Raw genomic sequence first — 26,467 nt, 5'->3', positions numbered from 1 at the left:
TCGCTTTACAAATCCTCAACCTTTCCTAAACGAATTCTGGGATCGAGGTAGCTGTAAGTCAAATCGACAATCAGGTTGGTAATTACAAAGAAAATCGCTGCCAAGCAAACATAAGCTTGAATCACCGGATAGTCTCGACTGAGAATTGATCTCACTGCAAATCGTCCAATTCCTGGCAAAGCAAACACATTTTCGACAATAACCGCTCCTGCGAGTAGATGCGCAATGCTCATGCCAAACAACGTCACCACAGGAAGCAAAGCGTTTCGCAGCACGTGTCTGCCCACAACAAAACGCTCTCTTAACCCTCTAGCACGCGCGTAGAGAACATAATTTTGGCTCAAGCTATCCAACATACTATTGCGTAACAGCCGTGCGTAAACAGCAGCAGGAGACCATGCTAGCGTAATTGAAGGCAATACGAGATGAGTCCAGTTACCACGCCCCATGACTGGTAACCAGCCTAGTTGAAAGCTGAAAAAATACATCAGCAAAAAACCCAACCAGAAGTTAGGTAACGCCGCTCCCACATAAGCAAACAGGCGGCTAGCATAATCAAAAATACTATCTCGATAAAGTGCCGCCAAAACTCCTAGAGGAATACTCACTAGCCAAATTAAAATGGTGGTGCTAAGAGTTAGTTCTATGGTTGTTGGCAAGTAGTAAAAAATTTCTTGTAGCACCGGTTGTCCAGTCACGAAGGAAGTGCCAAAGTCAAGTTGAATGACACGCCACAACCAATTGAGATACTGAATTGGCAAAGGACGATTTAGCCCCAACTGCTCTCGCATCGCAGCGATCGCTTCTGGCGTGATTGGCACTTCTGAAATTCGCAAAACGACAACCGCCGGATCGCTTGGCATCAATTGCACTAGCAAAAATGTCACTAGGGAAATCCCCAGCAGCACTGGAATCAATTGCAGTACCCGCCGGACTGCATACAACTGGGTAAACTGCTCAAAAGATCTGAACCATGAGTGATATTGGGTTGTCACCGTTTGGTTAACCTGTTGAGAGGAACCTGATTTTCTTGAGGCATAAATTCAAATCCACCAATGTTTTCTTGCAATACAGCAAGGTTGGTTGAGTAAGAAATTGGTAGATAAACTGCTTGTTCGTGTAATGTAGTGAGAATGTTACCGTACAACTGCTGCCGTGTTGCTGAGTCGGTTGATACCAGTACCTCGGCAATTTTTTGATCAATCTCTGCTTTCATGGGTAAACCTGATTGTGCCTCATAGTCAGCATGAGAAGGCTTGCGCATCGATGACACCATTGCGTGAGGTTCATAGGGCGGTCCCCAAGTGTTATTGAAAATGAGGTGAAATTCGCCGTTTGTTTGGCGATCGAGCCACGCTTGTCTTTCTTCTCCCTGCAGTCGCAAATCAATGCCAACTTGTCTCAAATCAGCTTGTAAAGCTTCGGCGATCGCCCTGTCAATATTGTTGAGCGCATCAAAAGAGAGTTCCAAAGTTAACGACTGACCATTTTTTTGACGAATGCTTCCCCCACTTGGTAACGTCCATCCGGCTTCATCCAACAAAGCATTAGCGCGTTCTACATCATAGGCATACGGTTCTAGGTTAATATCAGCGTAGGGAACTTCATCAGAAAAATACGTATCGGCTCGCCGCTCGGTGTTATAAAAAATCGCCTGAATCACTGCATCTTTATTGAAGCTGTGCTGAATTGCCTGTCGTACCGCTAATTCTTGCGTTGGTCCTCGACCAGAGTGAATGGCGATCGCCCTCGTGCTCAGAGGTTGCGAAACTTCAGCCTGATAGCGACCAGACTTCTGCAACCGCTCAAAAGCATCTAAACTAATCACACCATTACCATAAATCAAATCCAACTCTCCACTTTCAAACGCTACTACCCGCGTTTCGCCATCTGGAATAACCCTCACTGTGACTTGTTCTATGGCAGGTAACTCGCCCCAGTAGTTGTCATTACGCCGAAATACGGCAACGTTATCTCTACTGTATTGCGTTAGTACCCACGGTCCTGTACCAATCGGTTGCTTAATGCCATCAGCAGTTGTTCCTGATTCAGGAAAGGCTGCGGGCGAGAGAAACCTCACTGGACGAATCAGTGTTAATTCTTGCAAGGCTGGATAGTAGGCATTTTTGAGGTAGATTCTTAGCGTATACTCGTCTTCTGCTTCAACACGGTCAATTTGCTGAATCAGTTCTAACCAATCATGCGCTTGAGCATTTGCCAAGATCTGATCAAAATTGAGTTTAGCTGCTGTGGCGTTGAAGGCTTCTCCATCCGAAAATTTTACTCCTTGACGCAGTTGAAAAGTCATCACCCTGCCATCCGGCGAAACTTCCCAACTTTCTGCTAAAGCAGGTAAAATCTCACCACCCCGCCCATAGTTAACCAATGACTCAAAAACCATATCTTGAGCAAACATTTGACTAGGACCATACAAGTGTGGATTGAGTGGTCCAATATCTTGCGACCAAGAAAAGACAAGATTTTCTTGTTGATTTGTTTCTGCTTGCGGTCGCGTACAACTAGGTAATACAACCGATGCTGCGATCGCAAGTGGCAGTAAAACCTTACCTAAAAAACTCATACACTTATTACTACTAGTGGCAGCAAATCTAAAACTAGTAATTATAATTATTTTTACTTATTCTAACTTTTAATAATCTCATATTCACTTTATTTTTAGCAATTCAAATAATAGTAATTTAGTCAATATCCCCCCAGGGAGTATTTTACTTACAGGAATTAGAATGATAGGCTTTGATTTCTAATATGCCGATCTGAACAAATTTTCAAACGTAATCTTACAGTGAGAATAAACTCATGACTAGTAAAATTGTTGACACTTGGTTGACCAATTCTCAAGAAGAAAATGCCATGTTCGACGATCATTACCCATTGTGGAAAGTAATGATTGAGCGCATGTCTGAAAAAAGCTTAAAAGGAAAAACAGTCCTTGACTTTGGTTGTAATCAAGGTGGATTTTTACGAGTTTTATACCAGCAAAAGCCTTTCCAAAAAGGAATTGGAATTGATGTGGCGCGACAAGCTATTCAAATTGCCAATGAAAATAAGGGGAGTTTGCCATTAACTTACGAAGCTCGTGATAATTTAGAGTCATTTCAATCAGAAATTGATGTTGCTTTTAGTCATGAAGTTTTATACTTAATTCAAGATTTAAAGCAACACGCTCAAAAAATATTTGATTGTTTAAAAGCTGAAGGAGTTTACTACGCTGCATTAGGATGTCATTCAGACAATCCGTTGTGGGCAAATTGGCAGAAAATGATTGAAGCAGAGTCTAATATCGAGGTGCAAAACTATAGCTTGAATTTTATTGCCGACACGTTCCGGAATGCAGGATTTGCTGTTTTTGCTCAAAAGTTTATGTTAAACGACTTTATGCTTATGAAGGAAAGTAATAGCTATTTCCCCAGTGTTGTTGATTCTCTCAACTACTATTGGGATTATAAAATTCTGTGGAAGTTTGTGAAACAGTAAAAGTGCATCACTCATCGAGTAGCAATACAGATACATTCGACTAGTTTACAACTCATTGTGCTATTTTTCGCAGGCTTTGCTATGCATCTCCACATTATTCCATCAGCAATTGCAAAGCCTTTTCCTTCATTTTTTGAAAAATATTGTAAAATCCATTACTGCGCGAAGGTGTCAGACTCGCATTCAATCCAGTATCTTTAATAAACTCTGGCGATACTTGCAAAATTTCCTCAGGTGACAACCCACTCAAACCTTCAACTAATACCGCAACTAACCCCTTCACAAGTGCAGAATCCGAATCACCCTGATACCAAACTTTTCCCTGATCTAGCCTTGCCGTAATATACACCTGCGAAACACAACCTGGCACTTTATTTTCTGACACTTTATCGCCTTCGGGAAATTCCTTTAGCCGTTTAGCATACCAAACTAACTGCTCGTAACGTTGCTTCGGGTTAGAAAGTCGTTGAAAGCGCTGCACAACACGCGCAAGTGAATTTGGTAAAGGCGCTGCGGTAGAAGTCATAGTTGCTATCGATAAAGATTATCATTTTTGCGAGATGTAGTTATGATTATAAAATCTAGCAGCTAAGCGATCGCATTTATATTAAATTATCCGTCTGTCGTTTCTAATTGTGTCTCTCGATTGCGAGTATACCAATACGCCCAGGCAATTAACACAGCTTGTAGCGGTAATCTTGCTAAATACAGCAATTGACTATGAGGAATTCCCTCAACTTTGATGTTGTGTATAGTCATATAAATATTCGCTGGAAACACCCCGATAAATAAAGCAATTAAACACCAGGCTGCTGTGACACTCATATTAGGAATCAATAACCCAATACCACCGAGAATCTCAAATACACCACTCAAATAGACTGAAGCGAAGGGCGGAAATGGTGGCGGTACAATCCGCGCATATTGCTCTGGTCGGAGAAAATGCGTAATTCCGACAATAACTAAAGACACAGCAAGAACACCGCGTAAAATTTCCTTGCGGCGATGTGGGTTGTGCGTAGAAGACATAGACAACTAAAAATTTTGAATTAATCACACCGTAGAACAGCATCATCCAAACTTACGTCTATCCAAAGTAGGGATATCGCTGTCTACTCCGCTTTATTTCATAATTTCCACTTGAATCACGCGACTAAAGTTTTAAACACAGCAGTCACAAGAAACCGCAAATATCTCCCCCACCAAGATAAGCGATCTGGGTAATTTGCAAAGCGAGTCAAATAGTAAATCTCCTCAGTTACTTTAATTCGCTGTCCCCAACTTTCTAATTCTTTGGAATTATCTATTCCCCACTTAAATTTTGCATTAGTTTTAGAAACGGTGTCATGTTTCTTAGTATTTTTCGCTCTTTTAGTTGCAATGACATCGAGTAACATGGTGACAGGTGCAAGATCGCGAGTAATATTCTGAAATAGAGTTTTCATCTTCGGGCAAATTCCTGGTCAGATTGCGGCGTAATTAAAGCGATGCGGGAAGAGGAGGCGATCGCCGCAGTAGCACAACTTCTACAATATGTGCGTCTGTTTGGCATCAACCCTAAGACCCGTCAACGCAATAGTGCATTACTGGTTCATCATCCTGACGCGCTTCAATCAGCGCAGAGTTGGTGAAAGTCCTGAGTGTACAGACCAAAGATTGGCATAGGTTCCATGCACAGACAGCAGTTCTTCATGAGTGCCTTGCTCGACAATTTGACCTTGATCCATCACGTAAATGCAATGTGCATGGCGGATGGTAGAAAGACGATGGGCGATCGCTAATCAGCCCTGCCTGGTCGCGCACGGTGTCATAACGAGGAGCCAAACGAGATTGAAACAGAAACGTTCCCCAAAGAATGAAGGGAAGCGGCACCATTGCCCACCAAGCAATACCGAGAGCCAACAGCAAGCACCCGTGCAAAGAAGCTGATCAGATCCTGGGCACCGGAGTTGAGAAAACGCTCTAGCTGGTTAATGTCTTCGTTGAGAATGGATAGCAGGGTTCCTGTACTGTGGTCTTCAAAGTAGGCAAGATCTAGCTCTTGCAGGTTGGTTGTAAGTATCGACTCGTAGTTCATGCTGAAGGGTTCCAGATTTCGCCAGAGTTTGTCGGCTCCATACTGGCTGAGGGATTCCAAGCCCCAGGTGGCGATCATCAGCAGAGACAGCACGAATAATTGAGTCAGGGGATTTTGAACGCCAAATCGAGCAATCAGCGAGGTTTCTTGCTCAACGACCACATCCACCGCAACGCCGATCAGATAAGGCGGTGCCAAGTACAATAAGGTGCGGAAGATAGACCAGAACGTTGCGCCCCAAACTTGCACCTGATAGGGTTTGGTATAGCGTAGTAGATGTACAAAAGGAACCTGAGTCATGATTCAATAAAATGGGGACATTCTAGCCTGTACAAGGTGAGCCAGTTGACAGCGATATGGAGTTTGAGTTTGATCCACAAAAGAGTCAATCTAATCAGCAAAAGCATGGCATTGACTTTACAGAGGCTCAACAATTGTGGATGGATATTGATCGCATTGAAATTCCCGCGAGAATCGAGGATGAAGCCAGATTTTTGGTGATTGGTAAAATTAAGGCTAAACATTGGTCAGCGGTGATTACCTATCGAGAATCAAGAGTCCGAATCATATCCGTTCGACGGGCACGAATAGAGGAGGTGGAGATTTATGAAGGCGGAAGTATTTGACCAGCGCTTTGATCAAGGTGAAACGATTACTGAATTTTTGGATCTTTCCCAAGCTCGTCGTCCGGGACATGAATCGAGAGCGGTGACGATCGATTTTCCTGAGTGGATGTTGGATGCATTAGATCGAGAGGCGAGGCGACTTGGGGTGAGTCGTGAATCGATTGTTAAGGTGTGGCTGGCTGAACGGCTTGAACGAGTGAGTTAAAGGAGAGCTTGTAGCAGGGCGATTCATAATGTTTTATGGAGCAGTGCGATCGCCCCTTCTCAATATGTTCCGTTCGGCTTTGCCATCTCGTAGAGAATTGTCTGTAAAAGACAAAGGTGCGATCGGTTTGCAGAGAGATATAAAATAATAGAGTTGCCCAGTTTGATGGTGTCAATGTTGGAGATGCGAACCGATGACAACGAATATTGAAATTGATCCGACATTGATCCAAGAAGCGTTGACTCTGGGCGAACATCAAACAGAGAAGATAGTGATTGAAGCAGCGTTGCAGGAATATAGTCAGTGGCGTAAACAATTGAAAGTTTTGGAACTTTTTGGCACAATCGACTATGATCCAGATTATGACTATAAGCAACAACGACAACGAGCATGATGGTTGTTGATACTTCTGTTTGGTCGTTGACTCTACGACGAAATCGAACCCCAGAAGAGCCACCCCAGGTTCTAAGTCTGTGTGGGTTGATTGCCGATGATGTTGATAGTTTTTGAGAATCTTCTCAACTAAATCTTCTGCTGATGATTCCAGATAAAAACAGTCATCCCAGTAACCTCTAGCGCCAGACAACCGCAATAATCCCACGGCTTTTAACCACGCGATCGCAGTTGTGGGCGTCAGATGAAGAAAGGTGATTGCCTTATTTGCTATTACCATGTTTTGCTTTCTCCTCACAATATCGAGATGCTTTCACATCGGCATTGCGAATTAAGGCTTCGAGGTAAATTAGTCTGAATGGTCCGTACTCGCGCAGCAAATTCCTGACTTGTTACTTCCAGTTACGAGAAAATGACTTCCACAGCAGGTAGTGTCTCAACGCCTGAAATCTCAACTTTGGGTAAGTGCGTCCCCAACTCAACGCCTCTTAAAACCTGTTTTTTTATATTGTTCGTTAGGGTTAGTCGGCATCAAGCTGTCGCGGACTTTGCCATGATGCGCCGCAATGAGGTATTGCGACAAAAACGAAGTACCTTGAGTTGCTGCGGCGATCGCACTTGCTAACTCATGGCGATAGCCTTTCATTTGCACTGGGGAACTGTAATTTGTAGACTTTGCTAAGAGTTCTCCTTGAGCCTGCGCATATGCTTGCCAAACCTGATGTGCTTTACCCTAATCATGCCACCGCGCACAGCGACAAATTTCCTCGATGAGCCTTTCAGGAATTTTCAGCATTTGGAGATAGGGAATCACCTCGCGCAATGCTGCTTCGGTATCTTGCAAGTGAATTCCTAGCGATAAAGCATAGGGAAAGAGCGGGTCATTGTACTCTAGTTCTACTTCCAAACTGTATGCTTGGCATTTATCATCAGGGTTTGCTATCCATCCTCTTTCTTGTGAATAGCCACCAGCAGCGAGTGGTAGCCATACAACATCACCGTGTTTTGGTTCTTTGTTCTCCCAAGTCTCTTCACCCCAAACTCGCGGGATAACACCATAGGACTTGCAGAAATTTTTTAGTTCCTGAGTCGAAACTGGGCAGGTAAATTTTTGATGCGGCAAGCTTTTTGGCGGCTCAATCGACCACACTACTGCTACTGTGAAAGCCGTCGGATCGCGAACATATTGGGAAATTGTGTATATTGTGTCTCGGTTTTTGGGGTGGGTGCAGAAGAACGTTTTGACATCGCGCTTCGTCAACTGGTAACTTGGTAAATCCAGCTTTGGTAAAGGAATTTCAGCAAGTTTATGGAGACTTGCATCTGGCAGTTGCACTGAGCGATCGCGGGTTGCTTCACATTCTGTAGCATCATAAGGACGCGTTTTCCATTCTTGTTGATAGTCGAGCCAATGAATCTGCACTGTATTCTCTGTTCGCTTACGCCTACACCGCCCGTAGCGCTGCACAAACGAAGACCAAGGACATAGTTCTGTAATCAGCACGGCATCTAGATCTACCCCTGCTTCTACGACTTGAGTTGCAACAATGACTCCTTGATAACCTTTGACTTCTGCTGTAACTTCTCGCGGTCAATGCCTAAAAACTGACTGTGGATGACCAGTGGCGCTAAGTTTGATATTAATCTCCCAATTTCGCGTGCGCGCTCTACTGTATTAACAACCACAAGCGATAAGCTTCCTGGCAAGTGATGAGCTTCCACTAAAGCAGCAACATCTACAACATCCTCAACAGCGGCTCTAAAGACAGGCTTCGGGCGAGTCACTTTTGCCGCCAATTCTGCATGAGCAAGATCTTCAGTGTCTAGCTCATATCGCTCTACCTCTAACCCTTGTAATGGTCTGTCATCAAAGGTTGCAGACATCAAGCACAACTGAGTTTGCCCAAAAGTTCCCAACTCCTGCCAGTGCTTATAAAGTTGCACCAGAGTGCTGTAGGCAACACCCGTCAGTTAAGCCTTCGCCTTTCGCCATTTTCCCGACTATGCATAGCAGCGCTATGGGCGATCGCATTCATGCAAGAGGTTTATTACTCGTTCCTCTTTGTATTGAATTTTCAAATCTAATCAGCAACTACTTGATTTAATTAAGAATTTATTGCAATAATATGTCAGACAAAGCGTTCATACCAAGATACCTCCACTTACAAAAGACAAGGTGATTAGTGGCATTTTCCTAGGGCTGGTTTAGATCCAAATAGGAGAGTGTCACATTTCTTTTAGTCAGTCACGAAGATAGAAGTTTTTGTAGTGCTAAATTTTCTCAACTATCTAGCTGACAGTTGACAAAGTCTTTCTATACTCTCTTCACTGTTAACTGTTTACCAAAGAGAACTTTTTAATTTTAAAATTTATAAGGTAAACCATCCTGAAAGACGAGTAGTTCTCCTGGGTGAATCTGCGTCCAAACTTCGTTATCCGTCAGGGGAGTTGTAGCAATCACCGCAACGCGATCGCATGGTGTAGTGAGCTTTTGAAAGTCTACTGTAATATCTTCATCGATTAAATGTGCTGCCGCAAACGGTGCTTGTCGGACAATGTAGCATAGCTTTGTTGAACAGTAGGTGAAAAAGTGTTCGCCATCAGAAAGTAGATAGTTAAAAATACCTTTGTCGGCGATCAATGCGGTGATGTCGCGCAACACAGGATATAATTCTTTTAATAGAGGCTTGCCTGTAGGAAAGCTTTGTCGTAAAGCTTCGAGAATTAAGCAGAAGGCACGTTCGCTATCAGTTTGACCTACTGGCTGATAATGAGTTATCTGTGCGTGAAAATCTAAAAGATTGCCATTGTGCGCAAATACCCAGTATCGTCCCCAGAGTTCGCGTTGAAACGGATGACAATTAACTAACGCAATTCCACCTTGAGTTGCTTTACGGATATGTGCAATGACATGTGTAGAGTGAATCGGATAGCGTCGTACTAAATCTGCAACGGGAGAGGCGATCGCGGGTTTAGCATCTAGAAAGATCCGACATCCCAAACCTTCAAAAAAAGCAATCCCCCAACCGTCTTGATGTTCGTCTGTTCTTCCTCCCCGCGCCGAAAAGCCCTCAAACGAAAAACAAATATCTGTTGGAACATTGCAGTTCATTCCCAGCAGTTGACACATGAGAGCTTAAGGATTTTGATTTGGTAATGGGTAATAGGTAAATGGTAACGGATAGCGAACAAAGGTTTTTACCAATGATCGCTTACCAACCTCCAAGACTTGACCAAGATTGTACATTGATTTGTAGGCATAGCGATCGCCGCTTAGCTTGTAGATAAAGGCATAATAAGGAAAGATTAAATATTGTTAAATTCCTGAGAGGAGTTGAGTATGAGTCGCCAGCAGGCCATTGTGATCGGAGCCGGTATCGGTGGGTTAGCTATGGGAATTCGCCTGCAAAGCTTGGGATTCGACACTACCATTGTAGAAAAACTTGATAGTCCTGGCGGACGGGCGTACGTGCGTCATGCGGATGGATTTACTTTTGATATGGGACCTACGGTGATCACCGTTCCCCATTTTATTGAAGAACTGTTTTCCCTCGAACGCGATCGCGCAGATCTCGCAACGCCAGATTTTCCAGATGAAATTGTTGATGAAAGCAAAAGAATTAAAACTGGTGTTTCTGGTGGCTCAAACACGAGCCGTTATGTCAAAATTGTGCCGATTCTGCCGTTTTATCGCATTTATTTCGACGATGGTTCTTTCTTCGACTACGATGGCGATCCAGTGCATACCCGCGAACAGATTCAGCGCTTGGGCGAACCTGGCGATTTAGAAGGCTATGAACGGTTTCACCAAGATGCAAAAGCAATTTTTGATCGCGGCTTTTTAGAACTTGGTTACACGCACTTTGGCACGGTTGGATCGATGCTCAAAGTTGCTCCCGATCTCATACGCTTGGATGCGGTGCGCAATCTCTTTAGCTTCAGTAGCAAGTATTTTAAAAGCGACAAGCTGCGACAAGTTTTTAGTTTTGAAACTTTGCTAGTCGGCGGAAATCCGCTATCTGTTCCCGCAATTTACGCGATGATTCACTTTGTTGAGAAAACCTGGGGTATTCATTTCGCGATGGGTGGTACAGGCGCACTTGTGAATGGCTTTGTGCGCAAATTTGAAGAACTCGGTGGTAAAATGCTTTATAATGCCGAAGTTACCCAGATTAATGTTACGCGCCAAGGACGCAAAAAAGTTGCCACAGGTATCACTTTAGCAGATAGTAGTGTATTAAATGCCGATTTGGTAGTATCTAACGGCGATTGGGCAAATACTTACGGTAAATTAATTGACTCGAAATATCGACGGTGGAATAGTGATATCCGCATCAAACTCACTCAACAGTCGATGTCATTGTTTGTCATTTATTTTGGATTCAAAGCCGATGGCCACGAAGCAGACAAACTGCGCCACCACACGATCATCCTCGGTCCACGCTATGAAGAACTTTTAAGAGATATCTTTGGACGTAAGATTTTAGCAGCAGATTTCTCACAATACTTACACGTTCCCACATTAACCGACCCGTCGCTCGCTCCTCCTGGTCATCATGCGGCATATACTCTATTACCTGTACCGCATAATGGTTCTAAATTAGATTGGCAGCAATTGGGAGAACCGCTGGCGGATACGGTTTTGAAGTTTATCGACGAACGCGGTTATTTACCAGGATTGACTGAGCGTTTAGTACACAAAAGCTTTATTACGCCAGATTACTTCGAGCATACACTTAATTCGTATGTAGGTAATGCTTTTGGTCCAGAACCTCGGTTGTACCAGTCAGCGTTTTTCCGTCCGCACAATCGTAGCGAAGATATTGCAAATCTCTATCTTGTCGGTGCGGGAACGCAACCAGGGGCGGGAACTCCCAGCGTCATGATGTCGGCTAAAATGACTGCACGCTTAATCGCGCAAGATTTTAAAGTAGCAAATGAAATCGTTAATGCGCAGCCCGAACCAAAATTAACTTATCGATAGTTCGTGATTTAAGAAGTGCGATCGCTTTTAATTACACTTGAGAAGCAGCGATCGCTTTTTTCTGGCATTAATCCTAGGATTTGATGTAATATGAGTGTCACTCTACAACTTCCCCTAGTTCTCAAACTTACTGATGAGCAGTTCGAACAACTCGCCGCTGCTAATCGCGAGTTGCAATTAGAATTAACCACTAGGGGAGAATTAATTATTATGCCACCTAGGGGAGGAGAGACGGGAAATAGAAACCTTGAAATTTATATTGACCTTGGTAATTGGAATCGCCAAACCAACCTCGGAAAAGCTTTTGACTCTTCGACAGGTTTTCGCTCACCAAATGGTGCAACGCGTTCTCCTGATGTTTCTTGGGTAAGAATTGAGCGCTGGAATGCTTTAACTCAAGCGCAAAGAAAGAAGTTTCTACCTTTGTGTCCAGATTTTGCGATCAAACTGCTTTCGGAAACTGATGAGTTGGCTGATACTCAAGTCAAAATGCAAGAATACTTAGACAACGGTTTACAACTTGGTTGGTTAATTGATCCTAGTACTAAACAAGTAGAAATTTATCGCGCTGGGCAAGAAGTGAAAATTTTAGCTGCACCGACAACTTTATCCGGTGAAGATGTTCTTCCTGGATTTGTTTTAGATTTACAACCAATTTTTGCCTAATCTAATGCGATTTGCTCTAATAAGTAGGTGGGCATAATCAAACTATCACACTTTTTGAGGTCGGTGATGGGTGATTGTTAATAAGTATTTTTCAAATTACCAATTACCAATTACCAAACTTTGAGATACGTTATATTTTTACCCACTTACTTACAGATGTTTTTGTATTTATCAAAGCTATTACCTTTATTTTTCTACCCGCTAGGATTGGCGTGTATTCTCATCATATTTGCCTTAGTGACGTTGTGGAAAAAACCGCGTCAAGCATCAACGGCGTTAACTATAGCCCTTATCGTTTTGTTATTGGCGAGTAACGGCTGGGTTTCGCGATCTTTAGTGCGATCGCTCGAATTTCAAAATATTCCCCAGCAATTACCCAACGCTGACGCTATCGTCGTTTTAGGCGGTGCTACTAAACCTGCATTTCCGCCACGCCCTTCTGTAGACTTATCGGAAGAAAGCGATCGCATGTTTTATGCGGCGCAGTTGTATCATCAAAAAAAAGCGCCTTTCGTAATTCTTAGCGGTGGGCGGATCGATTGGAGTGGTGCTGGTCCATCGGAATCTGCTGATATGGCAATTATTATGCAGCAGTTGGGCGTACCAGAAACGGCAATTATTCAAGAACCAGACTCGCTCAACACCTACGAAAATGCAGTTAATGTCAAAAAAATTCTGCAAGCGCGTCAGTTTAATCAAGTATTACTCGTTACTTCTGCAATGCATATGCCGCGATCGCTTGCCATCTTTAATAAACTAAGAATTTCAGCAATTCCCGCACCTACCGATTTTTTAGCAAGCGGTGATATGCAATATATCAGTAATTCTTCTGAAGCTTCACTGTTGAATTTACTACCAGAAGCCGAGCGATTGTATCAGTCTACTCGTGCTTTGAAAGAATATGTTGGTTTAGTCGTTTATCGTTTACGCGGTTGGTTGTAAGAAAGACGAAACTCTGAAACCCGCCGGTTAGAAACCGCTGCTGTTAGTCTGCAAAGGCAGATTTTGCCTGGGCAGGCGCAACCTCTAGTGGCTAGCCACAAAAGATTTGTCAATCAATTAGCTACTAAATTATGCATTTAGACACAAATTTCTCTAAGTCGCGATCGCTATAATTGCAGCAAGATGACTTCTTTTGCTCAACTCATGGCTAACCAGTTCCATTACATCATCCCGCTACCGCCACCGGAAACACAGGATATCTTTGCAACTTACCAAGCAACACGTCAATTTTATCACGAAGTCCAGATACGCACACAGTTGCAACAGTATTGTGCTTGGTACTTTACCACAGCCGAATGCCATAGACAAGAATTAGAGCAAATGCGTAGTGAAATCAATGTTTTTAGTTGGTTTCGTCGGGCAAGGAGTTAGATAACAAATCATCTCCATCGCCCTTAGCCAAGAGCCAAACTATGATAAAACCTCAATTTCAGTTTCGCGCAGATGAGCTTTGAACTTTTTAGTAAACTGAACTTGAATTGGCAAATTAGCGCTGATTGGTTTGCCTCGCCATTCATTAGCAAAACTCACAATCTCGCCTTCTAAGCCTTTGATATCAAAAGGTTCACCGCGATGTTCGGGATGATGGTAAACAATGACTGATTCTTTAACGCGGACGCGATCGCCAACTTTCATAGACTTGTAATTAGAGTGTTTCCCTCTCAAGAAGCAATGCAAAATTATTCAATACAATTGCTTATTCCAGACAACCTCTTTATCTTTGCATAAGATTGTCCCTTGTTATACACATTAAGCCATAAATGAGGGGTCAGGGAGATTAAGAACGGTACTGCGTGAGCTTAAAAAACTTTTAAATTCAATTAAACTTACTCCTGATTAAACGAAGCATGGGCTAGATTGGTATTAATGATACACTCTGAGGTCATTATCTCTTGCTCGCGCATTCTGTAATTGCAGCGTGTCTAGAAGCAGATCAAGTCACTTCTTACATCAGTAGATTACTGTGCACTTAGCTATTTAAACACCAAGATGCCGATAAACGTCACGCTATTATGGTTAATAGCAGGGGCAATTCTCTGTTTGATGGAACTAGTGCTACCAACGGCGTTTGTCGCTTTTATGATGGGGCTTAGTGCCTTTGTTGTGGCAATAGTATCATTAATCGTTCCCCAATTGAGCTTGCAAGCTTTCTTGTGGCTAGGGCTATCAGCGGCTTTGATCTTACTGTCGCGCCGTCTATTGATACCCAAGCGCAAAAAACTACAAGAGGCATTTATTGCTGAGACATTAACCGAAATTCCCGCTGGTAAAGATGGGAGAGTTATTTATGAAGGAAATTCTTGGCGGGCGCGGTGTGAGGATCGGCATTTAGCGATCGCGCCTTCTCAAAAAGTCTATGTTGTCCGCCGTGAAGGTACGACTTTGATTGTTGTACCAGAAGATCTGTTGCATTAGGAGGGATGAGGAGCGCGGAAAGAGGGGTGAGTGATGTATTAAAAATTTCACATCGGTAGTTGTTTGCCAACTATTTACAAACTCCCTATATCTCCCAAATTAGTAACTTTATCCTCAATAAACAGGAAATTTCATGAATGAATTATTTTTGCTTGTCGCCTTAGCTTTGGGTGGTTCGGCTTTAGCAGGTTCGGTAAAAGTCATCAATCAAGGTAATGAAGCCTTGGTAGAAAGACTCGGTAGTTACAACAAAAAACTTGAACCTGGGTTGAACTTTGTTTTTCCCTTTGTTGATAAAGTTGTTTTCCGCGAAACAATTCGGGAAAAAGTGCTGGACATTCCGCCACAAAAGTGCATTACCCGTGATAATGTTTCGATTGAGGTCGACGCGGTTGTGTACTGGCGGATTGTTGATATGGAGAAAGCTTGGTACAAGGTAGAAAATCTCCAGTCAGCAATGGTGAATTTAGTATTAACACAAATTCGTTCGGAAATGGGTAGATTAGAGCTAGATGAAACGTTTACGGCTCGCGCTCAAATCAATGAAATATTATTACGCGATTTAGATATTGCCACAGATCCTTGGGGAGTCAAAGTTACGCGAGTAGAATTGCGAGATATTATTCCTTCACTTGCGGTTCAAGAATCGATGGAATTGCAAATGTCTGCTGAACGGCGTAAACGCGCGGCGATTTTGACATCCGAAGGCGATCGCGAATCGGCGGTGAATAGCGCTAGAGGTAGAGCCGAAGCCCAAATCCTAGAGGCGGAAGCACAACAAAAAGCAACGATTCTTCAAGCGGAGGCGCACCAAAAAACAATTGTTTTACAAGCTCAAGCCGAACGCCAGCAACAAGTTCTCAAGGCTCAAGCCACTGCTGAAGCCTTACAAATCATTACAAAAACGCTGCAAACGAGCCCTGAGGCGCGAGAAGCGCTGCAATTTTTAATTGCGCAGAATTATCTCGACATGGGAACAAAAATCGGTAGTAGTGACAGTAGTAAAGTGATGTTTATGGATCCGCGTAGTATCCCCGCAACGATTGAAGGAATGCGTTCGATTGTGTCTGATGGTTCGCATAATTTACCGCAGGTGAATGGCGATCGCATTAACTAAATAGAGCCGAGGAGCGAGTCAAAAAGTGACTAGTATTTAGTGGATAATAGTAGAAGAGACCTCCTGCGTGAAGCGGATCGCGAATAAATTCGCTAGCTAAATAAAACAAAGTCCACTGACCTTTTAGTGTACGAAAGTAAACTTTGCTCGGATAGCCCTGAAGAAAGTCGGAGGGCGTCTGTGATTCATGCAGGAGGTCTAGTTGCTAGTGACTGGGGATCAAGTGGAAAATATTTATACATAGTATTTAGTATTTCTCCTCTGCACCTCTGCTCCTGAAGCTTCCTACTCAGCACCTACACCCGTAGCTTGAGCCATCTGACATTGATTACATAGCCCGAAAAACTCTAAGGTGTGGTAGAAGATTTTGAACTGGTGGGCTTGGTGCAATTGAGTTTCTAGATCGTGTACAGGGCATTGATTGATAGCAATCGATCTGCCACACTGCAAACAAGTCAAATGGTGCTTATCTTGCTGCACTGAACTATACAGCGATTCTCCAGAAGCCAGTGTCCGCACTTGCACTACGCCTTCTAGCTTTAAGGCTTCTAATGCTCGATATACTGTCGCTAGCCCTACGCTTTGGTTGCGATTGCGTAACTCTACATAAATATCTTGAGCAGAAATTGCTTTGTTGAGGCTTTTGAGCAATTTTAGGATTCGCTCCTGACTGCGAGTGCGTTCGGCTTTCATATACACTTACGGCATTTTTCCTATCTAAAAATCAAACTTGGACATTTTCATAAGCTAGCTCAAACCGATACGCGAGTCATAACTATACTTTACTAAAGGTATAGACGCAGTTAGCAACTCGGCAATTCAGTCATCAGCTGCTGAGTTTTAACATCAGAAATAGAACGAAGACGGTAGGATCATCTGTTGTGGCATTGATTCAAGAAAAACAAAGCGATGCGAAAATATCAGGCTCATATCTATGTTACTCTGCGACCCTCAGTTCTCGATCCTGCTGGCACAGCTGTCGTGTCTGGTTTACAGCATATGGGCTACGATACGGTTGAGCAGGTACGAATTGGCAAGTATATTGAACTTAGTTTAAGCGCCCAGGATGAGGATAGCGCGCGGCAACAGTTAAATATTATTTGCGATCAGTTACTCGCTAACCCTGTCATTGAAAACTATCGCTTTGATTTAGTTGAACGAGAGGAAGTGTCAGCGTGAAATTTGGAATTGTCATGTTTCCAGGGTCAAATTGCGATCGCGATGTTGCGTATGTTACGCGCGATTTGTTGCAGCAGCCAACGCGGATGATATGGCACGAAGAAACGGATATTAGCGATCTTGACGTCGTAATTATTCCTGGTGGCTTTAGTTATGGCGATTATCTTCGCTGTGGGGCGATCGCGCGGTTTTCTCCAGTGATGCAACAAGTTGTCAAACACGCCAAGCAAGGTAAGTTTGTTTTAGGAATTTGCAACGGTTTTCAAGTATTGACGGAAGCCGGATTATTACCTGGTGCGCTGATTCGCAATCGCGATTTGCATTTTATTTGCGATCGCGTTCCTCTAAAAGTCGAACGCACTAATTTACCGTGGACGCAGAACTATACTCAAGGAGAAATCATTACTCTACCAATCGCGCACGGTGAAGGGCAATTTTATGCTGATGAAGACACTATAAAACAACTCGAAGACAACAATCAAGTCATCTTTCGCTACTATGGTGAAAATCCAAATGGTTCTGTTAACAATATTGCAGGTATTTGCAACGCTAAGGGTAACGTTATCGGTATGATGCCGCACCCTGAACGTGCCTCTGACCCTATGCTAGGTAGCACGGATGGTTTAGGACTATTCAAGGGGATAGGAGCGAGGAGCGTTCACGCAGTTTAGCATGCACAGCGAGTGCTGAAGCGAATAGTTCTCCCTTGCTTTCCTGCTTTCTACAAAGTTGGAGTATCGCCAATCGAACGATAGTCAGAACCGCCGAAAACTGCTTCAGGATAGCGATAATATTTGTATTCCATTAAGTTGTAAAACGGATCTTCCAAAAAGAACGTGCGGTGTTCTAAAGGCGAGTCGGGAAAACGATGTTTAGCTGCTTCGCGGAAAACTAGTTTTTTTTCGCGTGCTCTTTCTAACAAATCTTTCCAGTCGTTTTCTGCGGTGAAAATGATGCCAAAATGGCTTGGATAAATACCTTTTTGGGGAAATATAGGTTCTTTTGTTAAGTGGGCAACTAACTGATGACCGTATAAATTTAATATCAAGGCGTGCTTATTTTCACGACCAGGGGTACATCCTAAACCATCGACATAATATGCTTTTGCTTGGGCAATATCGGTGACGGGAAAGGCAAGATGGAATAAAGTTTGATTCATGGCGCGTGTATCAGAGAGTCAAAGTAGATGCTATATACTTATTCGCTTAATTCTTGGCTCGTTGCAGTGGGTTTAAACACACTTTTGCTAGCAATTGCCTGGATTGTACCAAAAAAGTTGTTAACGCCTGCGGGATTGTTTCATGCGTGGGTACTCGGTGTTCTCATCTGGGGAACTTTGAGTTGGCAAGGCTACGTTGTGGTGATGTTTTATTTTCTGGTTGGTTCGGCGGTGACACGCCTGGGTATGGCACAAAAAGAAGCCGCAGGAATTGCCGAAAAGCGATCCGGTGCGCGCGGACCTGAAAATGTTTGGGGTTCGGCTTTAACTGGTACATTATGTGCGATAGGAACCTTGATAATTTCTACATTAAGAGGAAATCAATTCATCGTATCGCTGCTACTACTCGGCTACGTTGCAAGTTTTAGTACTAAACTTTCTGATACCTGTGCTAGCGAAGTCGGGAAAGCTTATGGTAAACGAACATTTTTGATTACGAATCTTCAACCTGTCCCGCGTGGTACTGAAGGCGCAGTATCCTTAGAAGGAACGCTAGCTGGAGTTGTCGCTTCGGGTGCGATCGCTTTTGTTGGTTGGGGTGTTGGTTTAATTGATTTACTCGGCGTTTTGTTGTGTATTATGGCTGCATTTATCGCCACGAATCTAGAAAGCGTGATTGGCGCAACATTACAAAACAAGTTTGACTGGCTCACGAATGAATTAGTCAATGTTTTAAATACGTTCATTGGTGCGATCGCTGCTGTCTTGCTTGCGTTAATTTGGCAATTATAGTTTTGCGATTCTTGAGTCTGCTTCGGCTTTCAATTCTAGCAATTGAGGTACAGTTACAAAACGATATCCCTGTTGTTTAAGTTGACTAATAATTTGTGGTAAAGCTTGCACGGTTGCTGAGCGATTACCACCACCATCGTGCATCAGTACAATAGAGCCTGGTTGTATTTTAGGAATTATCCGATTCACCAATTGCTGGGGAGAAGTTTTGTATCGATAATCTTGAGGATCGACTGACCACATCACGATGACATATCTTTTTTGCCTAGCATAGTCAGCTACCCCATTGTTAAGTAAACCATAGGGTGGACGAAATAAAGATGTTCTCACTCCTGTTATTTTATAAATTAGGTTTGCCGTAGACTCAATTTCTTGAGCAGCAATATTTGGCTTCATCAAATACTGCCAGTGATGCCAAGTATGATTACCAATAGCTTCACCGTTAGCAACTACTTGTTTTGCAATTTGCTGATGCGATTGAAGAGATTTACCTATCCAAAAAAATGTTGCTTTGATATTATTTTGCTTGAGAATATTGAGTACTTGTAATGTATAGGGACTAGGACCGTCATCGAAAGTTAACGCGATAACTTTTTGATGTTCCAGCTTTACCTGTGCAATTGTTTTTCCGCGAAACGTTGTAGGAACTGAAATTGCTTTTACTTGTGGCGTTTGATTGGCGATCGCCGCTTTTGAGGTATTCGCACCACTCATTAACCCAACACTGGTTACGAGTAACACACTCAATACCCAAGAAATCGAGAAGCTTTTATTCATAAGTTAACTCCTCAGAGGGATGCTTACAAATTACCAGTAGAGTGTGACGGTTATGTAATTAACTTATGGCAACCACATGACTAGTCGTTAGAAAACTGTAAAGTAAAGATTAGCAATAGACTAGCGCGACGATAGTAGTTTTCAGCCTATATAGCAAGCCTTCAATTTAACATCTCACTGTTAACTGGTAACTGCAAACTGTTGACCTAGACTTGTCATTTGAGATTTATGTTGGCGTCACATGAATGACAATTTAAAGAAATAACATCTGACTAAAGATAGAATAAGCTAAATAAATGAAATTTTCTCGAAAGGTTTTCATTAGCTTTGTGGGGGCGAGCGCGGTTCTTACTGCTATTGGTTACTGGTACGTATTTATTGAAGGTGCGCCGCAATTCGATAGGAGGGTGGGGAGCCTTTAATATTGGGTTACGTCATTTGAACAACTTCACGTTAAATCGGTTAGGAATCGCCAATGTTTTCTATACCTTTCCTGGCGGACATGGTTTATCGGGAGCAGATATCGGTTGGAACTACTTTCACAAGCATTTGTACGATTCACTCGCGTATGTGGGAATGCAGTTTATGCAAGCTGAGAAATGATAATTGGTCGTTGTCATTGATTCAAGCAGCAGATGCAGCACCATACCACGCTAAAACCACAGGGCGCGATCGCATAGTTACTGCTTAATCTTTCTTCCTGATAAACCTACCGATATCCTGGGTCACTTTCTTCAGGGCTAGCGCCTCCGAGGGGAGTATTCGGCGTTGTTGGATTCATCTGCGGCATAGGATTCGTTGGTGATGGGGGCGGCTGCTGGATTGAACTATCAATAGATGTTGGATTGGGAATTTGTTGCTGAATCGAAGCAGGAATACCAGGAGGTAAAGATCGTTGCTGGATTGCGCTATCACCAGATGTAGGATTTGCAACCGACTCGCTTGTTGAGTTAGGAAAAGCCGAAATCGGACTTTGGTTTGGTTCTTCCGGTTTGTAAAAGCCTAGTAACACCGCAGATGTCCGAAAGTATCGCGTCCATTGCTGAATTCCTGGTTGCTTTTGCCAATCAGCACGCGCGACTCTAGAAGACAAAAGCGGCACTTGCTGTCCGTGGCGTTCGCCTAAAATATTAACAGAAACTTCGGTGACATTATTTTCTGCAAATCCTTGCTCAACAAGGTCGCTTGCTAAAGATTCTGCCTCTTGCATTAATGTTGTGAAAGTTTGATTTGGTTGAGATCTAAGCGTATACTCAATTCTTTTTATCTCAGCTACTGCTGGAGCAGTAAATATACTCCAGCAACTAATAGCAGATGCACCGAGAATCGTCCAATGATGTAAGTCCATCGTTTTTAATGGAATAGTAAATACCAGGGGAATGATTTACCAACTTTTGGATAGACTGCAACCGCTTCAATTTCAATTAACCAGTCTGGGTTAACAAGCCCCGCAACCGCAAGCGTTGAACGTGCCACTTTTACAGGATTTGTTGGATTGTTAAAGAACTGCGCGTAAGCATCAAACCACCCTTGGTAATCGACAGTATTACCTTTGAATGGATCAGCGACAAGATAAACACGAAGATAGATCACATCCGATAAACTCAAACCAGATTCCTGTAAAAGCGACTGAATTCGCTCTAAGGTACCAATTGCTTGAGTTTTGGTATCTCCATAACGCTCGCGACTACCCGCTGGTGCGTTTGGATCTATCACTGGCGGCACTGTACCACTCGTCCAGTAATAAGCCTTAATTGGCGGTACCGCAACAGCCGAGGAAATTGGTGACTCAGGTGGACCAAAAAATGTAACCATCCAGGGTGCCGTTTTTACAGCTGCTTGGACATCAACACCAAGAAGACTTATTAAAAGTATGCTGACACAAACACTCAGAATTAACCAACGTCCTAGTTTAAAAACTCGGTTAAAATATCGCATCATTGCTCTTATTTCCTTGTAATTACTAATGCTTGCGCATAAAGTTAAGAAGTGTTTTTATCAACTTTCCTTGACATGACTTACGCCAAGGCGTTGATTTTGGCGGTCACTAATCGCGCTGACTCTAAAGCTCCTGCCATCCATCCGGTAAGATAACTAAGGTGTTCTCCAGCTAAGTAGATATTGCCGTCGGGTTCATTGAGTCGAGGATAATATTGTGCTCTAACGTCAGTGGTATAACTTGCCCATCCACCTAAGCTGTAGGGAATGTTTGACCAGAAAAGGGAAAGACCGTTTTCAAAGTGATTTTTGTACTGGGGGTGAATTTTGCTGCCTTGTTCGAGGGCGAGTGCGATTCGTGCTTCGGGTGATAATGCGCCGACATTAGCGGCAACAGAACCAAAGTTGTAATAACCTAACACTACGCCTTTGCGAGTAAAATAATCGTTCGAGGGATACCAAATCTGATTGATATCTTGGTTAGTCCAACTAATTCCACCGAAGATATTTTCGTCTTCTTCCCAGAAACGGCGATTGAATTGCAAGGCACTTTTACCAGTCACAGCATAACTAACGCTAGCGATCGCCGCTTTCATGTCAGGAGAAAAGTCAGAAGGGATATCCTTCAACACCGATAAAGGAATCGTACAAATGCAATAATCTCCGCGAATGCGCCGCTGGCTTCCTGATTTATCGGTATAGATGATACCGACTCCATCAGATAACTTGCGAATTTCTTTAACCACCGCTTCGTAATTAATCAAGTTACCCACACGGCGTTCAAAAGCTTTGGCGATTTGATCCATTCCACCCACAGGTTGGAACATCGTCATTTGTTGATCGAAGCCCCATTCAAACGCTTCGTTACCAGCAAAACCGAGTTGCAGCAATGCGCTCAAATCGTAGGGGTCGTCAACTTCTCCTGGTTGCAAACCTGCGCCTTGTGGTACTGCATAACCGCGACGGCTCGATCCTTTATAAAATAAGTCAGGGTCAAGACCGCCATATGTCCGCAAGAACTCAATTAACCTTTCTTTATCCTCGGTTGTTAGGGATGCATTCAGTGCGTTTTGATTGATACTTTTGGCGAGAAGTTCGGAGATATAACCACGTATATCGGTGACAGCTTCGCGCACATGAACTTTTTGCCCCGACAATGGACCCGCGTTTTCTTGGTAGATGTATTGCTGGCGACTCAGGTTAACAATAACTTCTAACTCGACACCGAGTTCTTTGCAGTAGTCAATTGTAACGTGGTGATAGGGAATCCGCGCGGGTCCAGGATTGAAATATAAACCGCGATCAAACTGTACTGTTTGTGTTGTGCCAGTAATTTCGGTGAGTTTGTCACCGCCACGCAACGTCCAGCATCTACCTCCTGCACGCGATCGCGCTTCTAAAATGACACACTCATAACCAACTTTACCCAACTCATAAGCCGCAGCCATTCCTGCTAAACCCGCACCCAGAATAATCACGCGCTTGCGATTTCCTCGGCGCTGTAGCTGAAATGGTCCTTTTGGCGATGGTGGCTGTTGTGCTGTGGCTGGCTGTTCTAGCACATCCAAAGCTTTCATCGCAGCATATGCTGAACCCGCAGACGCAGCAACGGCTGTTATGAAGTCTCTTCTCTTCATAGCTGCTCCTCACTATTTTCTTGCAGCGGATGCCTACAGGCGTTCTCCGCTAGGAATCTTTGTTAGGCAGCAAATCTGCTGCGCTCGACTTGATATGACAAGACAATATATGTAGCACTTGTAAAAAAGTGTCTTTTATTTAACAGTTTCTCTATAAATATCGCTAATTAATCACAAAAAGTTTGTAACAGTTTTTTGCTAAAAATATATTTTTTCTACTTCGCTTTTAAAACTTTAAAATTGTTATATTTGAGACAGTTTTAAGAGACAAGAAACTGATTTTATAGAATATTTACTCGTTGTTGGCTTAAAAAAAGTGGTTATTCAAATACATGATTTTTGCTAAAAATCTACTAGTTTAAACATATTTTTACGGGATAGTAAGACTTAATTATCTTAAGTAGATAAAAATAAACTTTAGAAGATTTAGGAGAACGAACCACTCCAGACACAGAAAAGCCAGTGCGCCCTTGGAGATGTCCTCGTTGAGTACAACTGGCGTGACACAGGTGAGTTATTGTGAATAGTTAGCTGCGTTGTCGTATTCTACTTTGCCGTAATCTAATTTAATGACTCGATCTGCTAAGTGAAAATAGCGATCGTCATGGCTAATAACTATGATTGTTTTACCGCGTTGTTTGAGGTTTAATAGTAGTTGTTTGTAGAAGATTTCTCGGAAGAACGGATCTTGATCCGATGCCCATTCATCGAAGAGATATATCGGGCGATCTTCTAAAAATACTGTGAGTAACGCTAAACGTTTCCGCTGACCTTGTGATAGGGCTGTGGTGGAAAGTGAACCGTTTTTGACTTGCACTTTTGTGTTTAGATGAAATTTTTCTAGATACTCTTTTGCTTGTAGATCGAGGGAGTTTGTTTCAAGTTCTAAAAAATGATCAAATAAAAAGATAACAGAAAAGTGCTGTCGATACCACTCTAAGCGGATATTACCTGATTCAGGAATGTATAGCCCTGTAATGATTTTAGCAAGGGTTGATTTACCACTACCATTACCACTAACAATTAACACAAGTTGACCAGAATGATTTATGAATTTCTTCTTGGCTTGCTAAGGCTAACCTCATTTTTTCAATTTTGTGCAAGGCAATATTAGCACGAAATAGTGCTGGAAGTCTTTCTGAAATGTTTTGAAAAGGAACAAGTAAATAGGTAATTGTGAGAATATAGGCAGAAAGTATCGAAGTAGAAACACTCGTTAATTGTGGCAGAACAAAAAATAATAAACCAACAATAGTGAAGAAAAGTAAGTTCCCGCAACTAGTTGTGATCGCAAACGTCTTAAACGCTGTTAAATTATAATCGCGAGATGTCGCCGCACTAATTTGCAATTCGTCTGATAAAAATGCTTGACGGCGTAGTGCGTGGAGTTTAAGTTCTTTAATTCCTTTGGTAATGCGCGAAAGTGCTTAAATAACTTGTCTTCTTCCTCGCGCGCTAAGGAAAGGAATTTGCGCGCCTGAGTCAGCATAAGTTGCGTACTGGCGATCGCTGTTCCCAAAAACACAATGACAATTAAAAAGACAACACTCGAAAGCCAACCAAGATAAATTAAGCATCCTGCAATAATCGCGATATCTATACACAAGAAGGGAATTAAAAATATTGTGTTGGATAGCGTTCGTACATCTTCGGTTAAAGTTGCAAGGAGACGACTCGCGCCAAGTTCTTCTAAGTGTCGCAACGGCGAAGATAAAATTCCCTGGCTCAAACGCAACCGTAAACGATAAACTGCTTCTTGCGCAAGACTAATGAGTAAAACTTGCGAAATGATACCAGTCAGCAATGCAACTACCGCAAGTCCAATAAAGTAATATAAAAGACTGTTTGTTGATTGCTGATTGACAGCACTATTGATGAGTGCGATGAGACGGGCGCTACAACCTCCGCTAATGAGTCCTGTCAGTACAGCGATCGCTACATTGACCCACGAAGCCCGTAGTAATAACCAAATTAAGTTCGTTGGTTGAATTTTTGTTTGTTTTTAGTTCATTCGTAGCTATCCGGAATTTGGATGCTGCTACGCGGGCGAAAGGAATCTTCATTACTTGCGTTGTTTTCACTCTCTAAATTCATGTTTTCTGAGTAGAGGACAAAACCGTTACCTGCATCGACAATAACTCTTGTGTCGCCAATGATGACTTCGTAGACTAAGCCACCGTTTCTATTAGCAAGCGTCACGCTGCTAGCTTTACCGCCCATTGCTGATTCTGCGTTTTTCCTAGCTTGGGCTGATGATATTTTGGCAAGCGATCGCCAGCTAGCAGCTTGGGCTAGCTGGATATGACTTTGTGATAGCGCAATCTGAGTACTAAATCCTAATTCACCTATACTCAAGGCAATGAGTGCAGTTGTAGCTAGTAAATTTCTCATGAGCTGGGATAGTTGTTTTAATGAACGAGTCACCGAAACAATAAATGCGCTTGAATTAACTCCCAAATGACTTTTAGCTAAAATAGCAGGCTTTAACGTGTATCAGCAATTAAAGCTAGATGCGGCAATTTGTACATAATCTACTTTTAGAGCGATCGCGTTTTAAGATATTTCTAAACACATAAATTTACAGATGCCTTCCGACTGAAGTCGGGGCTATCCAAACAAAGTGTGACGAGCGCACACTATTAAATAACAAGGCTTTCTAGCTGCGAATGCTTCATCAAGCGTGTAAATTGGCTTGTTCTTGCAACCAGGGATCGACAGGTTGTCCATCTTTACGTCGTAACTCGATTTCGATCATGATGACTTCTTGCGAACCAGGCGGCGCAGGTTTTTGGTGAAAAATAATGTCGTAGTCTGCGGGATTTTGATTGCGTTCTTTTAGCCAATCTTGCACTTTTGTGGTAGCAAAAAACGATTGCCCCTGCTCGAACATTCGGGTAATCTGCATTTGTAGCGTGTATGGATTTAAGCGTCCCATTTCTTCCTCTTGTTTGGGTAATTGGTAATGGGTAATGAATCGTGTGAGTCGTACCCACCCTAAAATTAA

Annotated in this window: 36 protein-coding genes; 15 read left to right on the top strand and 21 right to left on the bottom strand. The window is 42.9% G+C overall.

Annotated elements, in window-relative coordinates; all coding sequences use genetic code 11:
• Positions 1-5: 5 nt before the first annotated feature.
• Entirely contained in the window at positions 6-995 is a 990-nt protein-coding gene (nikB, locus tag NIES1031_RS15360; RefSeq protein WP_084544371.1) for a nickel ABC transporter permease, read from the bottom strand.
• Positions 992-2,581 carry a nickel ABC transporter substrate-binding protein gene (nikA, locus tag NIES1031_RS15355; protein WP_073550402.1) on the bottom strand — a complete coding sequence of 530 codons (1,590 nt, stop codon included), beginning with the start codon at positions 2,579-2,581 and terminating at the stop codon, positions 992-994. Before nikA ends, nikB begins: the two co-directional genes overlap by 4 nt.
• 236 nt (positions 2,582-2,817) lie before the next feature.
• On the opposite strand from nikA, the gene NIES1031_RS15350 reads away from it, so the two are divergent.
• Entirely contained in the window at positions 2,818-3,495 is a 678-nt protein-coding gene (locus tag NIES1031_RS15350; protein WP_073550401.1) for a class I SAM-dependent methyltransferase, read from the top strand.
• A gap of 94 nt (positions 3,496-3,589) precedes the next feature.
• Here the strand turns inward: NIES1031_RS15350 and NIES1031_RS15345 are convergent, their stop codons facing one another.
• The 3 genes from NIES1031_RS15345 to NIES1031_RS15335 form a co-directional block, all read right to left on the bottom strand.
• Positions 3,590-4,021, bottom strand: a complete 432-nt coding sequence (locus NIES1031_RS15345; RefSeq protein WP_073550400.1) for a SufE family protein — start codon at positions 4,019-4,021, stop codon at positions 3,590-3,592.
• Positions 4,022-4,107: 86 nt separating this feature from the next.
• Entirely contained in the window at positions 4,108-4,524 is a 417-nt protein-coding gene (locus tag NIES1031_RS15340) for a DoxX family protein (RefSeq protein WP_073550399.1), read from the bottom strand.
• Between the two features lie 116 nt (positions 4,525-4,640).
• Positions 4,641-4,940 carry a hypothetical protein gene (locus NIES1031_RS15335; protein WP_073550398.1) on the bottom strand — a complete coding sequence of 100 codons (300 nt, stop codon included), beginning with the start codon at positions 4,938-4,940 and terminating at the stop codon, positions 4,641-4,643.
• A gap of 42 nt (positions 4,941-4,982) precedes the next feature.
• Between NIES1031_RS15335 and NIES1031_RS15330 the strand changes: the two genes are divergently transcribed.
• Complete coding sequence (locus tag NIES1031_RS15330; RefSeq protein WP_178378154.1) at positions 4,983-5,126, top strand: hypothetical protein; 144 nt, start codon at positions 4,983-4,985, stop codon at positions 5,124-5,126.
• Positions 5,127-5,302: 176 nt separating this feature from the next.
• Here the strand turns inward: NIES1031_RS15330 and NIES1031_RS15325 are convergent, their stop codons facing one another.
• Positions 5,303-5,872 (bottom strand): ABC transporter transmembrane domain-containing protein, encoded by a 570-nt coding sequence (locus NIES1031_RS15325; protein WP_073550397.1) that lies wholly within the window; start codon positions 5,870-5,872, stop codon positions 5,303-5,305.
• 56 nt (positions 5,873-5,928) lie between these two features.
• Between NIES1031_RS15325 and NIES1031_RS15320 the strand changes: the two genes are divergently transcribed.
• From NIES1031_RS15320 to NIES1031_RS15310, 3 genes are all read left to right on the top strand, one after another.
• The gene (locus NIES1031_RS15320; RefSeq protein ID WP_073550396.1) at positions 5,929-6,198 is read left to right on the top strand and encodes a BrnT family toxin; all 270 of its coding nucleotides are present in this window, start codon (positions 5,929-5,931) and stop codon (positions 6,196-6,198) included.
• Entirely contained in the window at positions 6,179-6,403 is a 225-nt protein-coding gene (brnA, locus tag NIES1031_RS15315) for a type II toxin-antitoxin system BrnA family antitoxin (RefSeq protein ID WP_073550395.1), read from the top strand. The genes NIES1031_RS15320 and brnA overlap by 20 nt, the downstream gene beginning before the upstream one ends.
• Before the next feature lie 193 nt (positions 6,404-6,596).
• On the top strand, positions 6,597-6,797 hold the full coding sequence (locus NIES1031_RS15310) for a type II toxin-antitoxin system VapB family antitoxin (RefSeq protein WP_073550394.1): 201 nt from the start codon (positions 6,597-6,599) through the stop codon (positions 6,795-6,797).
• 477 nt (positions 6,798-7,274) lie between these two features.
• Here NIES1031_RS15310 and NIES1031_RS24425 read toward each other — a convergent pair whose 3' ends face one another.
• From NIES1031_RS24425 to NIES1031_RS15295, 4 genes are all read right to left on the bottom strand, one after another.
• The gene (locus NIES1031_RS24425) at positions 7,275-7,442 is read right to left on the bottom strand and encodes a hypothetical protein (protein WP_178378153.1); all 168 of its coding nucleotides are present in this window, start codon (positions 7,440-7,442) and stop codon (positions 7,275-7,277) included.
• Between the two features lie 87 nt (positions 7,443-7,529).
• A complete protein-coding gene (locus NIES1031_RS15305; protein WP_143167791.1) occupies positions 7,530-8,300 on the bottom strand; it encodes a hypothetical protein in 771 nt (256 codons plus the stop codon).
• 23 nt (positions 8,301-8,323) lie between these two features.
• Positions 8,324-8,740, bottom strand: a complete 417-nt coding sequence (locus NIES1031_RS15300; RefSeq protein ID WP_073550392.1) for a hypothetical protein — start codon at positions 8,738-8,740, stop codon at positions 8,324-8,326.
• 418 nt (positions 8,741-9,158) lie between these two features.
• Positions 9,159-9,926 carry a class II glutamine amidotransferase gene (locus tag NIES1031_RS15295; protein WP_073550391.1) on the bottom strand — a complete coding sequence of 256 codons (768 nt, stop codon included), beginning with the start codon at positions 9,924-9,926 and terminating at the stop codon, positions 9,159-9,161.
• Between the two features lie 210 nt (positions 9,927-10,136).
• On the opposite strand from NIES1031_RS15295, the gene crtI reads away from it, so the two are divergent.
• From crtI to NIES1031_RS15275, 4 genes are all read left to right on the top strand, one after another.
• A complete protein-coding gene (gene crtI / locus NIES1031_RS15290; RefSeq protein WP_073550390.1) occupies positions 10,137-11,780 on the top strand; it encodes a phytoene desaturase family protein in 1,644 nt (547 codons plus the stop codon).
• Positions 11,781-11,870: 90 nt separating this feature from the next.
• Complete coding sequence (locus NIES1031_RS15285) at positions 11,871-12,446, top strand: Uma2 family endonuclease (protein ID WP_073550389.1); 576 nt, start codon at positions 11,871-11,873, stop codon at positions 12,444-12,446.
• A 156-nt stretch (positions 12,447-12,602) separates the two neighbouring features.
• Positions 12,603-13,388 carry a YdcF family protein gene (locus tag NIES1031_RS15280; RefSeq protein ID WP_073550388.1) on the top strand — a complete coding sequence of 262 codons (786 nt, stop codon included), beginning with the start codon at positions 12,603-12,605 and terminating at the stop codon, positions 13,386-13,388.
• 204 nt (positions 13,389-13,592) lie between these two features.
• Positions 13,593-13,820, top strand: a complete 228-nt coding sequence (locus NIES1031_RS15275) for a hypothetical protein (protein ID WP_073550462.1) — start codon at positions 13,593-13,595, stop codon at positions 13,818-13,820.
• A 39-nt stretch (positions 13,821-13,859) separates the two neighbouring features.
• Here NIES1031_RS15275 and NIES1031_RS15270 read toward each other — a convergent pair whose 3' ends face one another.
• A complete protein-coding gene (locus NIES1031_RS15270; protein WP_073550387.1) occupies positions 13,860-14,084 on the bottom strand; it encodes a ferredoxin-thioredoxin reductase variable chain in 225 nt (74 codons plus the stop codon).
• A 354-nt stretch (positions 14,085-14,438) separates the two neighbouring features.
• Between NIES1031_RS15270 and NIES1031_RS15265 the strand changes: the two genes are divergently transcribed.
• Complete coding sequence (locus NIES1031_RS15265; protein WP_073550386.1) at positions 14,439-14,864, top strand: NfeD family protein; 426 nt, start codon at positions 14,439-14,441, stop codon at positions 14,862-14,864.
• 133 nt (positions 14,865-14,997) lie between these two features.
• Positions 14,998-15,981, top strand: coding sequence for an SPFH domain-containing protein (locus NIES1031_RS15260; protein WP_073550385.1), 984 nt, complete (start codon positions 14,998-15,000; stop codon positions 15,979-15,981).
• 285 nt (positions 15,982-16,266) lie between these two features.
• Here NIES1031_RS15260 and NIES1031_RS15255 read toward each other — a convergent pair whose 3' ends face one another.
• A complete protein-coding gene (locus NIES1031_RS15255) occupies positions 16,267-16,674 on the bottom strand; it encodes a Fur family transcriptional regulator (RefSeq protein WP_073550384.1) in 408 nt (135 codons plus the stop codon).
• A gap of 216 nt (positions 16,675-16,890) precedes the next feature.
• On the opposite strand from NIES1031_RS15255, the gene purS reads away from it, so the two are divergent.
• Positions 16,891-17,160 (top strand): phosphoribosylformylglycinamidine synthase subunit PurS, encoded by a 270-nt coding sequence (gene purS, locus NIES1031_RS15250; protein WP_015188423.1) that lies wholly within the window; start codon positions 16,891-16,893, stop codon positions 17,158-17,160.
• Positions 17,157-17,831, top strand: coding sequence for a phosphoribosylformylglycinamidine synthase subunit PurQ (gene purQ, locus NIES1031_RS15245; protein ID WP_073550383.1), 675 nt, complete (start codon positions 17,157-17,159; stop codon positions 17,829-17,831). The genes purS and purQ overlap by 4 nt, the downstream gene beginning before the upstream one ends.
• 50 nt (positions 17,832-17,881) lie before the next feature.
• On the opposite strand, the gene NIES1031_RS15240 is transcribed toward purQ, so the two are convergent.
• The gene (locus tag NIES1031_RS15240; RefSeq protein WP_073550382.1) at positions 17,882-18,319 is read right to left on the bottom strand and encodes a VOC family protein; all 438 of its coding nucleotides are present in this window, start codon (positions 18,317-18,319) and stop codon (positions 17,882-17,884) included.
• Between the two features lie 27 nt (positions 18,320-18,346).
• On the opposite strand from NIES1031_RS15240, the gene NIES1031_RS15235 reads away from it, so the two are divergent.
• Positions 18,347-19,111, top strand: coding sequence for a TIGR00297 family protein (locus NIES1031_RS15235; RefSeq protein ID WP_073550381.1), 765 nt, complete (start codon positions 18,347-18,349; stop codon positions 19,109-19,111).
• On the opposite strand, the gene NIES1031_RS15230 is transcribed toward NIES1031_RS15235, so the two are convergent.
• Positions 19,106-19,888 (bottom strand): polysaccharide deacetylase family protein, encoded by a 783-nt coding sequence (locus tag NIES1031_RS15230; RefSeq protein WP_073550380.1) that lies wholly within the window; start codon positions 19,886-19,888, stop codon positions 19,106-19,108. The genes NIES1031_RS15235 and NIES1031_RS15230 overlap by 6 nt on opposite strands.
• A gap of 384 nt (positions 19,889-20,272) precedes the next feature.
• Here NIES1031_RS15230 and NIES1031_RS15225 point away from each other — a divergent pair, with 384 nt between their 5' ends.
• The gene (locus NIES1031_RS15225) at positions 20,273-20,491 is read left to right on the top strand and encodes a hypothetical protein (RefSeq protein WP_236738853.1); all 219 of its coding nucleotides are present in this window, start codon (positions 20,273-20,275) and stop codon (positions 20,489-20,491) included.
• Between the two features lie 106 nt (positions 20,492-20,597).
• Here NIES1031_RS15225 and NIES1031_RS15220 read toward each other — a convergent pair whose 3' ends face one another.
• The 7 genes from NIES1031_RS15220 to NIES1031_RS15195 form a co-directional block, all read right to left on the bottom strand.
• The gene (locus NIES1031_RS15220; protein WP_073550378.1) at positions 20,598-21,236 is read right to left on the bottom strand and encodes a hypothetical protein; all 639 of its coding nucleotides are present in this window, start codon (positions 21,234-21,236) and stop codon (positions 20,598-20,600) included.
• 5 nt (positions 21,237-21,241) lie between these two features.
• Positions 21,242-21,829: a RidA family protein gene (locus NIES1031_RS15215; RefSeq protein WP_073550377.1), complete on the bottom strand. Its 588-nt coding sequence runs from the start codon at positions 21,827-21,829 to the stop codon at positions 21,242-21,244.
• A gap of 77 nt (positions 21,830-21,906) precedes the next feature.
• A complete protein-coding gene (locus NIES1031_RS15210) occupies positions 21,907-23,463 on the bottom strand; it encodes a flavin monoamine oxidase family protein (RefSeq protein ID WP_073550376.1) in 1,557 nt (518 codons plus the stop codon).
• A gap of 514 nt (positions 23,464-23,977) precedes the next feature.
• Entirely contained in the window at positions 23,978-24,514 is a 537-nt protein-coding gene (locus NIES1031_RS25720) for an ATP-binding cassette domain-containing protein (RefSeq protein WP_269086018.1), read from the bottom strand.
• Positions 24,515-24,772: 258 nt separating this feature from the next.
• On the bottom strand, positions 24,773-25,339 hold the full coding sequence (locus NIES1031_RS25715) for an ABC transporter transmembrane domain-containing protein (protein WP_236738859.1): 567 nt from the start codon (positions 25,337-25,339) through the stop codon (positions 24,773-24,775).
• A gap of 131 nt (positions 25,340-25,470) precedes the next feature.
• Complete coding sequence (locus tag NIES1031_RS15200) at positions 25,471-25,854, bottom strand: PepSY domain-containing protein (RefSeq protein ID WP_073550375.1); 384 nt, start codon at positions 25,852-25,854, stop codon at positions 25,471-25,473.
• Positions 25,855-26,137: 283 nt separating this feature from the next.
• A complete protein-coding gene (locus tag NIES1031_RS15195) occupies positions 26,138-26,398 on the bottom strand; it encodes a hypothetical protein (protein WP_073550374.1) in 261 nt (86 codons plus the stop codon).
• Positions 26,399-26,467 lie beyond the last annotated feature (69 nt).

The sequence above is a fragment of the Chroogloeocystis siderophila 5.2 s.c.1 genome, assembly GCF_001904655.1.
GTDB classification, from domain to species: domain Bacteria; phylum Cyanobacteriota; class Cyanobacteriia; order Cyanobacteriales; family Chroococcidiopsidaceae; genus Chroogloeocystis; species Chroogloeocystis siderophila.
Note: the sequence above shows the minus strand (reverse complement) of the source record. Positions and strands in the feature narration are given on the sequence as shown.

Coding starts and splice junctions, on each gene's coding strand:
- NIES1031_RS15325 (WP_073550397.1), bottom strand. CDS start 5,872: ATGACTCAGGTTCCTTTTGTACATCTACTACGCTATACCAAACCCTAT.
- NIES1031_RS15270 (WP_073550387.1), bottom strand. CDS start 14,084: ATGAAAGTTGGCGATCGCGTCCGCGTTAAAGAATCAGTCATTGTTTAC.
- NIES1031_RS15215 (WP_073550377.1), bottom strand. CDS start 21,829: ATGATGCGATATTTTAACCGAGTTTTTAAACTAGGACGTTGGTTAATT.
- nikA (WP_073550402.1), bottom strand. CDS start 2,581: ATGAGTTTTTTAGGTAAGGTTTTACTGCCACTTGCGATCGCAGCATCG.
- NIES1031_RS15275 (WP_073550462.1), top strand. CDS start 13,593: ATGGCTAACCAGTTCCATTACATCATCCCGCTACCGCCACCGGAAACA.
- NIES1031_RS15320 (WP_073550396.1), top strand. CDS start 5,929: ATGGAGTTTGAGTTTGATCCACAAAAGAGTCAATCTAATCAGCAAAAG.
- NIES1031_RS15260 (WP_073550385.1), top strand. CDS start 14,998: ATGAATGAATTATTTTTGCTTGTCGCCTTAGCTTTGGGTGGTTCGGCT.
- NIES1031_RS15255 (WP_073550384.1), bottom strand. CDS start 16,674: ATGAAAGCCGAACGCACTCGCAGTCAGGAGCGAATCCTAAAATTGCTC.
- NIES1031_RS15240 (WP_073550382.1), bottom strand. CDS start 18,319: ATGAATCAAACTTTATTCCATCTTGCCTTTCCCGTCACCGATATTGCC.
- NIES1031_RS15285 (WP_073550389.1), top strand. CDS start 11,871: ATGAGTGTCACTCTACAACTTCCCCTAGTTCTCAAACTTACTGATGAG.
- NIES1031_RS15195 (WP_073550374.1), bottom strand. CDS start 26,398: ATGGGACGCTTAAATCCATACACGCTACAAATGCAGATTACCCGAATG.
- NIES1031_RS15310 (WP_073550394.1), top strand. CDS start 6,597: ATGACAACGAATATTGAAATTGATCCGACATTGATCCAAGAAGCGTTG.
- brnA (WP_073550395.1), top strand. CDS start 6,179: ATGAAGGCGGAAGTATTTGACCAGCGCTTTGATCAAGGTGAAACGATT.
- NIES1031_RS15340 (WP_073550399.1), bottom strand. CDS start 4,524: ATGTCTTCTACGCACAACCCACATCGCCGCAAGGAAATTTTACGCGGT.
- NIES1031_RS15335 (WP_073550398.1), bottom strand. CDS start 4,940: ATGAAAACTCTATTTCAGAATATTACTCGCGATCTTGCACCTGTCACC.
- NIES1031_RS24425 (WP_178378153.1), bottom strand. CDS start 7,442: ATGAAAGGCTATCGCCATGAGTTAGCAAGTGCGATCGCCGCAGCAACT.
- NIES1031_RS15230 (WP_073550380.1), bottom strand. CDS start 19,888: ATGAATAAAAGCTTCTCGATTTCTTGGGTATTGAGTGTGTTACTCGTA.
- NIES1031_RS15345 (WP_073550400.1), bottom strand. CDS start 4,021: ATGACTTCTACCGCAGCGCCTTTACCAAATTCACTTGCGCGTGTTGTG.
- NIES1031_RS15330 (WP_178378154.1), top strand. CDS start 4,983: ATGCGGGAAGAGGAGGCGATCGCCGCAGTAGCACAACTTCTACAATAT.
- NIES1031_RS15265 (WP_073550386.1), top strand. CDS start 14,439: ATGCCGATAAACGTCACGCTATTATGGTTAATAGCAGGGGCAATTCTC.
- purS (WP_015188423.1), top strand. CDS start 16,891: ATGCGAAAATATCAGGCTCATATCTATGTTACTCTGCGACCCTCAGTT.
- NIES1031_RS15210 (WP_073550376.1), bottom strand. CDS start 23,463: ATGAAGAGAAGAGACTTCATAACAGCCGTTGCTGCGTCTGCGGGTTCA.
- crtI (WP_073550390.1), top strand. CDS start 10,137: ATGAGTCGCCAGCAGGCCATTGTGATCGGAGCCGGTATCGGTGGGTTA.
- NIES1031_RS15280 (WP_073550388.1), top strand. CDS start 12,603: ATGTTTTTGTATTTATCAAAGCTATTACCTTTATTTTTCTACCCGCTA.
- NIES1031_RS15350 (WP_073550401.1), top strand. CDS start 2,818: ATGACTAGTAAAATTGTTGACACTTGGTTGACCAATTCTCAAGAAGAA.
- NIES1031_RS15200 (WP_073550375.1), bottom strand. CDS start 25,854: ATGAGAAATTTACTAGCTACAACTGCACTCATTGCCTTGAGTATAGGT.
- NIES1031_RS15220 (WP_073550378.1), bottom strand. CDS start 21,236: ATGGACTTACATCATTGGACGATTCTCGGTGCATCTGCTATTAGTTGC.
- NIES1031_RS15235 (WP_073550381.1), top strand. CDS start 18,347: ATGCTATATACTTATTCGCTTAATTCTTGGCTCGTTGCAGTGGGTTTA.
- NIES1031_RS15295 (WP_073550391.1), bottom strand. CDS start 9,926: ATGTGTCAACTGCTGGGAATGAACTGCAATGTTCCAACAGATATTTGT.